The sequence below is a fragment of the Kitasatospora sp. NPDC094015 genome (assembly GCF_040304075.1).
GTDB lineage: Bacteria > Actinomycetota > Actinomycetes > Streptomycetales > Streptomycetaceae > Kitasatospora.
Genome location: NZ_JBEOUL010000002.1, coordinates 92,471 through 105,096, shown reverse-complemented (window position 1 = coordinate 105,096; position 12,626 = coordinate 92,471). Strand labels below are relative to the sequence as shown.

General features: G+C 75.4%; 13 protein-coding genes and 1 pseudogene. 11 read left to right on the top strand and 3 right to left on the bottom strand.

Going from position 1 to position 12,626, the window contains the following annotated elements; translation table 11 throughout:
• The first annotated feature begins 22 nt into the window (after positions 1–22).
• From ABT014_RS02810 to ABT014_RS02785, 7 genes and pseudogenes are all read left to right on the top strand, one after another.
• On the top strand, positions 23–907 hold the full coding sequence (locus ABT014_RS02810) for a dihydrodipicolinate synthase family protein (RefSeq protein WP_350636275.1): 885 nt from the start codon (positions 23–25) through the stop codon (positions 905–907).
• 108 nt (positions 908–1,015) lie between these two features.
• A complete protein-coding gene (locus ABT014_RS02805) occupies positions 1,016–2,044 on the top strand; it encodes an aspartate-semialdehyde dehydrogenase (RefSeq protein ID WP_350636272.1) in 1,029 nt (342 codons plus the stop codon).
• Positions 2,045–2,262: 218 nt separating this feature from the next.
• Positions 2,263–3,525, top strand: a complete 1,263-nt coding sequence (locus tag ABT014_RS02800) for an NYN domain-containing protein (protein WP_350636269.1) — start codon at positions 2,263–2,265, stop codon at positions 3,523–3,525.
• 284 nt (positions 3,526–3,809) lie between these two features.
• Positions 3,810–4,313 (top strand): annotated as a pseudogene (locus ABT014_RS34565) (ABC transporter ATP-binding protein); the annotation flags it as partial.
• Complete coding sequence (locus ABT014_RS34560) at positions 4,302–4,679, top strand: hypothetical protein (RefSeq protein WP_502894839.1); 378 nt, start codon at positions 4,302–4,304, stop codon at positions 4,677–4,679. The pseudogene ABT014_RS34565 and the gene ABT014_RS34560, both read left to right, overlap by 12 nt.
• Positions 4,680–4,710: 31 nt before the next feature.
• On the top strand, positions 4,711–5,520 hold the full coding sequence (locus ABT014_RS02790; protein WP_350636266.1) for an ABC transporter permease: 810 nt from the start codon (positions 4,711–4,713) through the stop codon (positions 5,518–5,520).
• Positions 5,521–5,565: 45 nt separating this feature from the next.
• A complete protein-coding gene (locus ABT014_RS02785; RefSeq protein WP_350636263.1) occupies positions 5,566–6,333 on the top strand; it encodes a DUF2567 domain-containing protein in 768 nt (255 codons plus the stop codon).
• 35 nt (positions 6,334–6,368) lie between these two features.
• Here the strand turns inward: ABT014_RS02785 and ybaK are convergent, their stop codons facing one another.
• From ybaK to ABT014_RS02770, 3 genes are all read right to left on the bottom strand, one after another.
• Complete coding sequence (gene ybaK, locus ABT014_RS02780; RefSeq protein ID WP_350636260.1) at positions 6,369–6,863, bottom strand: Cys-tRNA(Pro) deacylase; 495 nt, start codon at positions 6,861–6,863, stop codon at positions 6,369–6,371.
• Between the two features lie 31 nt (positions 6,864–6,894).
• Complete coding sequence (locus ABT014_RS02775; protein ID WP_350636257.1) at positions 6,895–7,623, bottom strand: LON peptidase substrate-binding domain-containing protein; 729 nt, start codon at positions 7,621–7,623, stop codon at positions 6,895–6,897.
• 163 nt (positions 7,624–7,786) lie between these two features.
• Positions 7,787–9,364 carry an oxidoreductase gene (locus ABT014_RS02770; RefSeq protein ID WP_350636254.1) on the bottom strand — a complete coding sequence of 526 codons (1,578 nt, stop codon included), beginning with the start codon at positions 9,362–9,364 and terminating at the stop codon, positions 7,787–7,789.
• Positions 9,365–9,459: 95 nt separating this feature from the next.
• On the opposite strand from ABT014_RS02770, the gene hisD reads away from it, so the two are divergent.
• Genes hisD through ABT014_RS02750 form a run of 4 tightly spaced genes read left to right on the top strand, consistent with a single transcriptional unit; the run spans position 9,460 to position 12,612 of the window.
• Entirely contained in the window at positions 9,460–10,767 is a 1,308-nt protein-coding gene (hisD, locus tag ABT014_RS02765; protein ID WP_350636251.1) for a histidinol dehydrogenase, read from the top strand.
• Complete coding sequence (locus ABT014_RS02760; RefSeq protein ID WP_350636248.1) at positions 10,764–11,873, top strand: histidinol-phosphate transaminase; 1,110 nt, start codon at positions 10,764–10,766, stop codon at positions 11,871–11,873. Before hisD ends, ABT014_RS02760 begins: the two co-directional genes overlap by 4 nt.
• Entirely contained in the window at positions 11,870–12,463 is a 594-nt protein-coding gene (gene hisB, locus ABT014_RS02755) for an imidazoleglycerol-phosphate dehydratase HisB (protein WP_350636245.1), read from the top strand. Before ABT014_RS02760 ends, hisB begins: the two co-directional genes overlap by 4 nt.
• Entirely contained in the window at positions 12,460–12,612 is a 153-nt protein-coding gene (locus tag ABT014_RS02750) for a CG2302 family histidine operon protein (RefSeq protein ID WP_350636242.1), read from the top strand. Before hisB ends, ABT014_RS02750 begins: the two co-directional genes overlap by 4 nt.
• Positions 12,613–12,626: the final 14 nt, after the last annotated feature.

Here is a 12,626-nt window from a genome sequence, read left to right as displayed (position 1 = left end):
ACCACCCGGCAGGCTCGTCGGCATGGAACCTCACCGGATCGGTCTCAGCGGCGTCCACATCCCCCTGATCACCCCGTTCGCGGCCGACGGCTCGGTCGCGTACGAGGCCCTCGAAGCCCTGGCCGTCGACGCGCTGGACGCCGGCGCGGCCGGCCTGGTCGTGCTCGGCACCACCGGCGAGCCGGCCGCCCTCGACGAAGCGGAGCGGGCCGCCGTCACCGAGGTCGTCGGCGCGGTCTGCCGGGCGCGCGACGCTGTCTTCACCGTCGGTGCGGGCGGCGCGCAGGCGCTCGCCGTGCTGGACGGCGCCGCGGACGCGGCCCTGGTGACCGTCCCCGCCTTCGTCCGCCCCGGCGAGGCCGGGGTGCTCGCCCACTTCACCCGGCTGGCCGCCGACAGCCCGGTCCCGCTGGTCGTCTACCACATCCCGTACCGCACCGGGCAGGCGCTCGGGGCCGCGACGCTGCGCCGGATCGGCGCGCTGCCGGGCGTCGTGGGCGTCAAGCTGGCGGTCGGGTCGGTGGACGCGGACACCGTCGGGCTGCTCGCCGACCTGCCGCCCGGCTTCGCCGTCCTGGCCGGGGACGACCTGCTGCTCTCGCCGCTGCTGGCGCTGGGCGCCGCCGGCGGCATCCTGGCCTCCGCGCACCTGGCGACCGAGCGGTTCGTCGCGCTGGACGCGGCGTGGCGGGCGGGCCGGGTGGAGGAGGCGCGCGAGCTCGGGCACCGGCTGGCGGGGCTGTCCGCAGCCGTGTTCACCGAACCGAACCCCACCGTGGTCAAGGGCGTGCTGCACGCCCGGGGGCGGATCCCGACCCCGGACGTCCGGCTGCCGCTGCTGCCGGCGGCCAAGGAGTCGGTCGAGGCCGCGCTCGCCGCGCTTGAGCGGGTGCGGCCCACACCGTAAGACGGGTCGCCGCCCACCCGCCCCGGCAGGGCATGATGGGCAGGGTGCGGCGGTGATCAAGCGCAACCTGATCAACCTGAGCGAGCACGAAACCGGAGGAGCAGTCGGATGAGGATCGGCATCGTAGGGGCGACCGGCCAGGTCGGCGGAGTGGTCCGCAGCATTCTGGCGGAGCGCGAGTTCCCGGTGGAGCAGCTGCGGCTGTTCGCCTCGGCCCGTTCGGCCGGGCGGACGCTGCCGTGGGGCGACACCGAGATCACCATCGAGGACGCGGCCACGGCCGACTACAGCGGCCTGGACATCGTGATCTTCTCGGCCGGCGGCTCCACCTCCAAGGCGCTCGCCCCCAAGGTCGCCGCGGCCGGCGCCGTGGTGATCGACAACTCCTCCGCCTGGCGCCGTGACCCCGAGGTCCCGCTGGTGGTCGCCGAGGTCAACCCGGACGCCATCGGGGACCGCCCGAAGGGCATCATCGCCAACCCGAACTGCACCACGATGGCCGCCATGCCGGTGCTGCGCCCGCTGCACGAGGAGGCCGGACTGGCCGCCCTCGTGGTCGCCACGTACCAGGCGGTCAGCGGCAGCGGCCTGGTCGGCGTCTCCGAACTGCACGACCAGGCCCGCAAGGTGGTCGACGGCGCGGCCGCGCTCACCCACGACGGCTCCGCCGTCGAGTACCCGGAGCCCGCCGTCTACAAGCGGCCGATCGCCTTCAACGTGATCCCGCTGGCCGGCTCGGTCGTCGACGACGGCTCCAACGAGACCGACGAGGAGCAGAAGCTCCGCCACGAGAGCCGCAAGATCCTCGGCATCCCCGAGCTGAAGGTCGCCGGCACCTGCGTCCGCGTCCCGGTCTTCACCGGCCACTCGCTCCAGGTCAACGCCCGCTTCGCGCGGCCGATCAGCCCGGCCCGCGCCGCCGAGTTGCTGGCCGGCGCCCCCGGCGTCGAGCTGTCCGACATCCCGACCCCGCTCCAGGCCGCCGGCCAGGACCCCACCTACGTGGGCCGCATCCGGGCCGACGAGACGGTCGAGCACGGGCTGTCGCTGTTCCTCTCCAACGACAACCTCCGCAAGGGCGCGGCCCTCAACGCCGTCCAGATCGCGGAGCTGGTCGCGGCCGAACTGAACGGCTGACCTCCCCGGTCACCCACGCCGAGGCTCCGCCCCCGCACGTCGGGGGCGGAGCCTCGGCGTTTCCGGCGGGCGGCCGCGGCGGGTGGGCCGATCGGGCTCCGGTGGGATTCGGGCGGTTCGTCGGGCGTGCGGAGGGTAGAGGAAGGCCCAATAGCCGCACGGACCGCCAGGGCCGGCCCCCCACGCCGCCCGGCCGACCCGAGAAGAGGTGCGGGGCTGTGGACCGTTGTGTGGTTCTGGTCGATGCCGGATACCTGTTGGGCGCCGCCGCCAGCCTGCTCGCCGGAGAGCCGGGCAGGTCCCGGGTGGCGGTGGACCACACCGTGCTGATCTCGGCACTGCGGGAGCGGGCCGAGGCCGAGACGGGCCTGCCGCTGCTGCGGATCTACTGGTTCGACGCCGCCCCCGAGCGCCGCCCGCTGCCCGAGCACCGCCGGCTGCGGGTGCTGCCCCGGGTCACCGTCCGGCTGGGGGCGCTCACCCGGGCCGAGGGCCGGTGGGTGCAGAAGGGCGTGGACGCCGCGATGCACGCGGAGCTGTCCGAGCTGGCCCGCAACCACGCCTGCGCGGACGTGGTGCTCGTGACCGGGGACGGCGACCTGCTGCCCGGGGTGATGTCCGCCAAGGAGCACGGCGTGGCCGTCCACCTGTGGGCGCTGCAGGCCGCCGACGGCGACTTCAACCAGTCCGAGGACCTGGTCGGCGAGGCCGACGAGCGGCGGGTCCTGGACCGGGAGTGGATCGAGCGCTGGGCCCGGCTGAAGGAGCACCCCGCCTTCCACTCGCCGTTCCCCGCCCCCGCCCCGGCCGCCGAGATCTCCGAGCTGGCCGAGCTGCTGGCCCCCGGCCCGGTCGAACCGGTCGCGCCCGCCGCGGTCTCCCGGCCGCGGCCGGCCGCCGCGCTCCGGATGATCCCGACCCCCAAGGACCTGGCGGTGCGCTCGACCGCCCCGAGCGTCCCCGCCGCGGCCGCCGCCCCGGCCGGCCTCGGCGGCCCGGTGCTGCGCTGGTCCTCCGACCGCGGCTGGGTGGACCGCCCGGCCGACGGCGTGCTGACCACCGCCGCCGACGGCCTGCCCACCCTCGCCCAGCTCACCAGCGCCGAGCAGCGCTGGGCCGACCGCGAGGAGGACATCACCACGGTCGGCGGCGACGCGCACGAGGTCGGCCAGGTCTTCGCCCGCCGCTGGACCGACCGGCTCTGCGCGGCCGACCGCTCCGGCGTGGTCGACCCGCAGGGCACCCGTGACCGCCTCGGCGTGCTCTGGACGGACTACCCGCGCATCCCGCACCGGCTGGACGGCGAGCTGCTGCGCTACGCGGCCCGGTTCGGCCTGCTCGCGCACAAGGACGACCAGATCGACGAGCACGACCGGTACGCGATCCGGGCCGGCTTCTGGAAGGAGTTCGCCGTCCGGGTCCCGCAGGGCCGGCAGATCCCGCTGCCGGAGGCCCGTGAGGCCCAGGACGCCCGCGAGTGACGCCCCGGGCCCGGGTGGCGCGCCGCCACGGGCCCGCCGCGCGCCGCCACCGGCCCGATTGACCCCGTTGTCCGGATCCGTACCGCCAGCGCGTAGAGTCTTCGTCCGTGAGCGACACCGACCGGCAGGCACCCCAGGCCTTGCCGCGCGGCGGCGCGGACGGGCCCGGCCTCCACCCGGCGGGGCCCTGCTGCACCGTCCGCGGCCTGGCCAAGAGCTACCCGAGCGGGGCCGGCCGGCGCGCCGCCCGCGCGGAGGCGATCCGGGCCAACGACGGTGTCGACCTGACCATCCACCGCGGCGAGATCTTCGGCCTGCTCGGCCCGAACGGCGCCGGCAAGTCCACCCTGGTGCGCCAGCTCACCGGCCTGCTGCGGCCGGACGGCGGCAGCATCGACATCCTCGGCCACGACATCGTCCGCCACCCCGAACGGGCTGCGCGACTGCTCGCCTACCTCGGCCAGGAGTCCAGCGCGCTGGACGAGCTGCCGGTCGCGCTGGCCGCCGAGACCACCGGACGGCTGCGCGGCCTGACCCGCGCCGAGGCCCGGGCCGCGACCGCCGAGGTGCTCGCCGAACTGGGCCTGGAGCCGCTCGCGGCCCGCCCGCTGGCCAAGCTCTCCGGCGGCCAGCGCCGGCTGGCCTGCTTCGCCGCCGCCCTGGTGGGGGAGCGCCCGCTGCTGGTGCTGGACGAGCCGACCACCGGCATGGATCCGGTCGCCCGCCGCGCCGTCTGGTCCGCGGTGGACCGCCGGCGCGCCGAGCGCGGCACCACCGTGCTGCTGGTGACCCACAACGTGATCGAGGCGGAGACGGTGCTCGACCGGGTCGCGGTGATCGACGAGGGCCGGGTGATCGCCTGCGACACGCCCGGCGGCCTGAAGGCCCTGGTGGACGGTGACGTCCGGCTGGACCTGGTCTGGCGCACCGAGGCCCCGGTCGAGGTGCCCGCGGTCGCCCGGCTGGCCGAGCGCGCGGAGCGAACCGGGCGCCGCTGGACCGTCCGCACCACCCCCGAGGACGCTCGCGACCTGGTGGCCGCCGTCACCACCGGCCCCGCCTTCGCCGCCCTGGACGACTTCACCCTGGCCACCCCCAGCCTGGAGGACGCCTACCTCAAGCTCGGCGGCCGGAACGGCGGTCTGGCCAAGTGAGAGCCCCTGACCGGACCTGGAGCGTGACCGGGTGACCCTGCTCGACGCCCCCACGGCCGCCGCCGCCCCGAGCGCGGCCGAACCGGCCCCGCTGGCACCGGCCGCCCGGCTGCTGCCGGCCCTGGCCGCCGTCTACCGGGCCCAGCTCGCCCGGGCCAAGGTGGCCCGGATCCCGCTGCTGTTCGTGGCCACCTTCCAGTCGGTCGGCATCCTGGTGATGATGCGCGGCGTGGTCGACCCCGGCGACAACCCGGCGGCCCGCTCGGTGGTGGCCGGCTCCAGCGTGCTGGTGGTCGCCTTCGTCGCGCTCAACCTGCTGGCCCAGTACTTCGGCCGGCTGCGCGCCACCGGCGGCCTCGACCACTACGCCACGCTGCCGGTACCGCCGGCCGCCGTGGTGCTCGGGGCGGCCGGCGCCTACGCCTCGTTCACGCTGCCCGGCACCCTGGTCACGGCCGGGTTCGGGGCCTGGCTGTTCGGGCTGTCCGCGGCCAACCTCTGGGTGCTGCTCGCGGTGGTGCCGCTGGCCGGCGCGGCGCTGGCCGGGCTCGGGGCGGCCTGCGGGCTGCTGGCGCCCCGGCAGGAGATCGCCACCCTGCTGGGCCAGCTCGGGATGTCCGCCGCGCTGCTGCTCGGCGTCCTGCCGGTGGACCACCTGCCGACCGTGGTGCGCTGGCTGCGCGACCTGCTGCCGTCCACGTACGGGGTGGAGGCCTTCGCCCGGACGTTCGGCGACCGGCCGGACTGGACGGCGGTGCTCGGCGACCTGTCGGTGTGCGCGGCGGTCGCGCTCGGCTCGCTCACCCTGGCCACCTGGGCCTACCGGCGGGCCACCCGCTGACGGGCTGGGCGGACCGCGGCGGGCCCGGCGTGAAACGATGGGTCCGTGACCGTACCGAACACACCTGCGGGTGCCGACGCCGGACCCGCCCGGGACCCGTACGCCCCGCCGCCCGCCGGCGGGCCGACCGAGCCCGCGGGGCGGAGCGCGGCCGCGCTCCTGTCCGAGGGGCGGGTCGGCGCGCTGACCTTCCTGGCCTGCGCCGTGCTGGGCGTGCTGATGGGCCTGCTCTGGTTCTGGCTGGCGCCCCGGGTGATGTTCCAGGTCAGCGGCAACCAGATCCTCTACATGGACCCCGAGGGTGAGCAGCGGGCCGGCGCGGACGCGGTGTTCGCGCTGCTCGGCCTCGGGGCGGGCCTGCTGACCGCGGTCGGCGCGTTCCTGCTGACCCGGGGGCGCGGCGGCGGCATCGCGGTCGCGGTCGGCCTCGCCCTCGGCGGGCTGGCCGGCTCGGTGGCGGCCTGGCAGCTCGGTGCCGCGCTCGGCCCGACCTCGGACCTGCCCGCGCACGCCCGGCAGGTGGGCGACGGCGGGACGTTCAGCGCGCCGCTGGAGCTCGGGGCGCACGGGGCGCTGCTGGTCTGGCCGATGACCGCGATGGTGCTGCTGCTGGCGCTGTCGGCGGCGTTCGGCAAGCGCGAGCCCGACCCGCTGCCGTACTGGGCCACCGGCCCGCAGTGGAGCCTGTCCGGCGAGCCGGGGGCACCGGGGGAGCCTGCGGAGCCGGCCAGGCCGCAGCACCCCGGGTACCCGCACCAGGACCAGGGCCAGGAACAGCCGCCCCCGCAGGACGGTCCGCGCCCGCCCGCGTAGCGCCCGGCACCCGGCACCCGGGCCCCGCGGGGCCGTCAGCGCCCGATCGGTGCCGTCCGGGCCGAGGTCAGCGCGATCAGGTCGGCCGGGGCGAGTTCGACCTCCAGCCCGCGGCGGCCGCCCGAGACGAACACCGTCGGGTGCTCCAGCACGCTGTGGTCCAGCACGGTGGGCAGCGGCCGGCGCTGGCCGAGCGGCGAGATCCCGCCCCGGACGTACCCGCTGCTGCGCTCGGCCGCCGCCGGGTCGGCCATCGCCGCCCGCTTGCCGCCCACCGCGGCGGCCAGCGCCTTGAGGTCGAGCTTCCCGGAGACGGGGACGACCCCGACCGTGAGCGCCCCGTCGACCTCGGCCACCAGGGTCTTGAACACCCGCGCGGCGGGGATCCCCAGCGCCTCGGCGGCCTCCCCGCCGTAGGTGTCGGCGGCGGGGTCGTGCGCGTAGGAGTGCACGGTGAAGTCCACCGCGGCGGCCTCCAGGGCGACCGTCGCCGGTGTGCCCTGGCCGCCCTTCTTCGCCTTCCTGGCCATGCGCGGTCCTTTCGGGTGGGCTCCGGGGAGCTCAGTTCGGGCTGAACGCCTGCCGGGTCAGGTCGACCGCGGGCAGCGAGGGCAGCTGGGCGAGCAGCGCGCTCTCGCGGCGCAGCAGCTCCAGTTCGAGCGAGAGCCGCCCGGCGGTGTCCGGGCAGGCCAGCAGCTGCTGCTTGACCGGGGCGGGCAGTACGGCGGCGGCCGCGACCAGGTACGACAGCACCTGCGGGTCGCCCGGCAGGTCCTGCTCGCCGGCCAGGCTGGCCTCGCGGGCACCCGCCAGCCGCTTCTGGTACGCCCGGAACGCCCGCACCACCCCGGCCGCGAGCGCGCCGGCGCCCTCGCCCGGATGCTCCCCGAGCCCCTCGGTCTCGCCGGTCAGGTACGGGCCCGAGGCGTCCACCGAGTGCAGCCGGAACCGGGTGGTGCCGGTGACCAGCAGCTCGAAGCGGCCGCCGGGCTGCTCGCGCACCGAGGTGACGTCGGCGACGCAGCCGATGTCGTGGATCGCCTCCAGCGGGTCGCCGGTGACGGTGCCCAGACCGTCCAGCGGGCCGGCGGTCCCGTCGCTCTCGCGGACCGGGGCGACCTCGCGCCCGTCCCGGATCGCGACCACGCCGAACCGGCGCGGCCGGTCCTCGGGCAGGTTCTGGAGATCGGCCACGAGCCGGCGGTAGCGCTCCTCGAAGACGTGCAGGGGCAGCACCAGTCCGGGGTAGAGGACCGTGTTGAGCGGGAAGAGCGGCAGCCGTTCAGTCACGGCGCACAGCGTAGTTGCCGCGCGCCCGCTCCCGCCCCGCCGTTTCCGCGGCCGCCCCGGGCGGGACGCCCGGACGGCGGGGCCGCGCCGCCCGGACGGCCCCGGGCGCCGCCGCCCGGACCGCCCCCGGCCGCGCCGTCCGCGGGCCCCGCGGGGCCCCGGTTCAGCCGCGCTGGAGCAGCCGGGTCGCCGCGGTGACCACGGTGGTGGCGAGCACCCAACCGGTGATCACCAGGGCGGCGGCCACCCACTGGCCGTGCTGGTCCGGGTTCCAGCCGTCCTGGCCGAGGTCGACCACCGGGATCACCTTGCTCAGCGCGTACAGCGGCGGGTTCCAGGCCGGTACCTCGTCGGCCTTCAGCGGCGCCGGCGGGTGGGCGGAGAAGTAGGCCGTGCCCGCGCCCCAGGCCAGCGCCAGCCAGAGCGCGGCGCGCCCGGGGCGGTAGCCGTAGCCGACCGTGAAGTCCTGCAGCACGCCCCAGAGCCGGCTGGGCAGCGGGAGCTGGGCCCGGCGTCGGCGCTGCTTGGCGTACTGCACCTCGCGGGCGTCCTCGTCCCGGCCGTCCCGGCGCAGTGCCGCGGCCAGCTGCTCGTACGGCTCCGGGCGGTACTCCGGGAGCGCGCCCTCCAGCCAGGCGATCCGCTGGCGGACGCTGAACGGCCGGTCGGGGCGCAGCGACTCGTAGGTGAAGCCGGTCAGGCCGACCTGGCCGTTGCGCGGCCAGCTCTCGGGGGAGTCGACCAGGTTGCCGACCCGGGCGCGGGAGAGCGAGACCCGGCCGGCCGGCGGGGTCGGGCAGGTGATCCGCAGCTCCGGGGTCTGGATCCGGCGCAGCGAGAGCTCCTGGAGCGGCGAGAGGTGGAACTCGGCGTTGGTGATCAGGCAGGCGTTCTCGAACCGGGCGTCGACCAGCCGGACGCCGCCGAAGGCGCGCAGCGGGGTGCTGGGCGTGCCGGGCGGGATGGGGGCGCCGTAGCCGTCGCCGTAGATGGTCCGGGAGTCGGCCCAGCCGCCGTCCAGCGAGCCGCCGAGGTAGAGCGTGTGGCCGACGCTGATGTGGGCCAGGTTGAGGCAGTTACGGTCGTCGCCGGCGGCGTGCAGCTGGGCGCCGCGCAGCGAGAGCCGGCCGCCGATCCGGGCCGAGCGCAGGCTGAGCTCGCCGTGCGAGGTGATCCGGTCGGCCTCCAGGTCCTGGCTGACCGTGAGGCCGTCGCCGGCGAGCGCCCGGCCGTACCGGTCGGCGCCGATGACGGCCTGGTTGAGCAGCAGGTCGGTGCCGATCTTGGCGTCGGTGAGCCGCAGGCCCTGCGGCAGGTGGCAGCGGGCCAGGTGCAGGTCGCCCTCGGTGGCCAGCCGGGACGCCTCCAGCCGGGGTATCAGGCAGCTGATCAGCCGGACCGTGCCGGCCCTGGCCTCGGAGATCAGCACCTTGCGCTCGAACCGGCACTGGTGCAGCTCGATGTAGTGCCGCAGCTCGGCGCCGGCCAGCACCAGCGGCCCGGTGATCAGCGCGCCGCTGAGCTTGAGCGAGGAGACCCGCCCGGGCGCCGGTTCGGGGCCGGCCAGCAGCAGCCGGGCGATCACCTCGGAACGGATGGTGCGCTCCGGGCCCCAGACGGCCGCGCCGGCGGCGTCGTCGACCTCCTCGTCGCCGACCCGCAGGTCGTGCACGCTGCCCTGCCGGAAGGCCTGCCACAGCCGCTGCTCGGTCGGCGTCCAGCTCGCCGGTGCCTGGTCCACGCCGTCTCCCCCGAAGATCGTCCGCTGTCTCGGCTTTCGTATCACGGACTGAAATGCCGGACCGTGGCTTTCGGCCACTCCCTACACTTGGCCGTGTGATCTCTCGAATCGACCTGCGCGGCTCCTCCTCGGACCTGCGCGACGTGCTGCCCCGTGCCGAGTTCGACGTGGAGGCCGCCCTGGAGAAGGTGCGGCCGATCTGCGAGGACGTCCGCCATCGCGGGGTCGCGGCGCTGATCGAGATCACCGAGCGGTTCGACGGGGTGACCCTGCGGACCACCCGGGTCGCCCAGGAGTCGATCGACGCCGCGCTGGAGCAGCTGGACCCGAAGGTCCGGGCCGCGCTGGAGGAGTCGATCCGCCGCGCCCGCCTGGTCCACCGCGAGCAGCGCCGCACCGACCACACCACCCAGGTGGTGCCGGGCGGCACCGTCTCCGAGCGCTGGGTGCCGGTCGACCGGGTCGGCCTGTACGTGCCGGGCGGGCTGGCCGTCTACCCGTCCTCCGTGGTGATGAACGTGGTGCCGGCCCAGGAGGCCGGGGTCGCGGGCATCGCCGTCACCTCGCCGCCGCAGAAGGAGTTCGGCGGCTCGGTGCACCCGACCATCCTGGCCGCCTGCGCGCTGCTCGGGGTCACCGAGGTGTACGCGGCCGGCGGCGCCCAGGCGGTCGCGATGTTCGCCTACGGCACCGAGGAGTGCGCCCCGGTCAACCTGGTGACGGGGCCGGGCAACATCTACGTGGCCGCCGCCAAGCGCCTGCTCAAGGGCCGGATCGGGATCGACGCCGAGGCCGGCCCGACCGAGATCGCCGTGCTGGCCGACGACAGCGCCTCGGCACGGGAGGTCGCCGCCGACCTGATCAGTCAGGCCGAGCACGACCCGATGGCCGCCTCGGTGCTGGTCACCGACTCGCTCGCGCTGGCCGAGGAGGTCGAGACCGAGCTGAAGGCGCAGGTCGCCGCCACCAAGCACCGGGAGCGGGTCACCGAGGCGCTCGGCGGCCGGCAGTCCGGCATCGTGCTGGTCGACGACCTGGAGCAGGGCCTGGCGGTGGTGAACGCCTACGCCGCCGAGCACCTGGAGATCCAGACCCGGGACGCCCGCGCGGTGGCCGCCCGGGTGCGCAACGCCGGCGCGATCTTCATCGGCGCCCACTCGCCGGTCTCGCTCGGCGACTACGCGGCCGGCTCCAACCACGTGCTGCCCACCGGCGGCTGCGCCTGCCACTCCTCGGGCCTGTCGGTGCAGTCCTTCCTGCGCGGCATCCACGTGGTCGACTACTCCCGCGAGGCGCTCGCCGAGGTGGCCGCGCACGTGGTCAACCTCGCCGACGCCGAGGACCTGCCCGGCCACGGCGACGCCGTCCGGGCCCGTTTCGACTGGACGGTACCGGCCCGATGACCACGATCGACGAGCTGCCCGTCCGGGACGAGCTGCGCGGCCAGTCCCCGTACGGCGCACCGCAGTTGGACGTGCCGGTGCAGCTCAACACCAACGAGAACCCGTACCCGCTGCCGGAGCCGCTGGTGGCCCGGATCGCCGAGCGGGTGGCCGAGGCGGCCCGCCACCTCAACCGCTACCCGGACCGGGACGCGGTGGAGCTGCGGGACGGCTTGGCGGCCTATCTGACCCGCACCACCGGCTTCGCCCGCGACCGGGCGCAGGTGTGGGCGGCCAACGGCTCCAACGAGGTGCTCCAGCAGCTGCTGCAGACCTTCGGCGGCCCCGGCCGCAGCGCGCTCGGCTTCGAGCCCTCGTACTCGATGCACGCGCTGATCTCGCGCGGCACCGGCACCGGGTGGGTCTCCGGGCCGCGCCGCGCGGACTTCACCATCGACCTCGACGCGGCCACCCGGGCGATCGCCGAGCACCGGCCCAACGTGGTGTTCGTCTGCTCGCCGAACAACCCGACCGGCACGGCGGTCGCCGCCGACACCGTCCTCGCGCTGTACGAGGCCGCCCAGGCGGCCGGCCCGAGCCTGGTGATCGTGGACGAGGCGTACGTGGAGTTCTCGCACCGCCCCTCGCTGCTGCCGCTGCTGGAGGGTCGCCCCAACCTGGTGGTGACCCGCACCATGTCCAAGGCGTTCGGCGCCGCCGGGCTGCGGCTCGGCTACCTGGCCGCCGACGCGGCCGTGGTCGACGCCGTCCAGCTGGTGCGGCTGCCGTACCACCTGTCGGCCGTCACCCAGGCGACCGCGCTGGCCTGCCTGGAGCACACCGACACCCTGCTCGGCTACGTCGAGCAGCTGAAGGCCGAGCGCGACCGGCTGGTCGACGCGCTGCGCGGCCTGGGCCTCGAAGTCACCGACTCCGACGCCAACTTCATCCAGTTCGGCCGCTTCGCCGACACCCACGCGGTCTGGCGGTCCATCCTCGACCGGGGCGTCCTGGTCCGGGACAACGGCGTCCCCGGGTGGCTGCGCGTCACCGCCGGCACCCCCGCCGAGAACGACGCCTTCCTGGACGCCGTCCGCTTCGCCCTCAAGGAGCTGTCACCCGCATGACCCGTACCGGCCGCGTCGAACGCACCACCAAGGAGACCTCCGTCCTGGTCGAGATCGACCTCGACGGCACCGGCAGGACCGAGATCTCCACGGGCGTCGGGTTCTACGACCACATGCTCGACCAGCTCGGCCGCCACGGCCTCTTCGACCTCACCGTGAAGACCGACGGCGACCTGCACATCGACACCCACCACACGATCGAGGACACCGCCCTCGCGCTCGGCGCCGCCTTCAAGCAGGCGCTCGGCGACAAGGTCGGCATCTACCGGTTCGGCAACTGCACCGTGCCGCTCGACGAGTCGCTCGCCCAGGTCACCGTCGACCTCTCCGGCCGCCCGTACCTGGTGCACACCGAGCCCGAGCACATGGCGCCGATGATCGGCAGCTACGACACCACGATGACCCGGCACATCCTGGAGTCGTTCGTGGCCCAGGCGCAGGTGGCCCTGCACGTGCACGTACCGTACGGTCGCAACGCGCACCACATCGTCGAGTGCCAGTTCAAGGCACTCGCGCGTGCTCTGCGCTACGCCTCCGAGCGCGACCCGCGCGCGGCGGGCATCCTCCCCTCGACCAAGGGCGCGCTGTGAGCAAAGCCGCAACACTGCTGATCATCGCCGGACTCTTCCTGTCCGGCGGCGTGTACTCGTTCTGGAAGCAGAAGCAGTCCAAGAGCCTGATCGCGGTCCTCGCGATCGGTGCCGTGCTGTGCCTCGCCTCCGGCGTGATGCGCCTCTAGAGACCGGAAGAGAC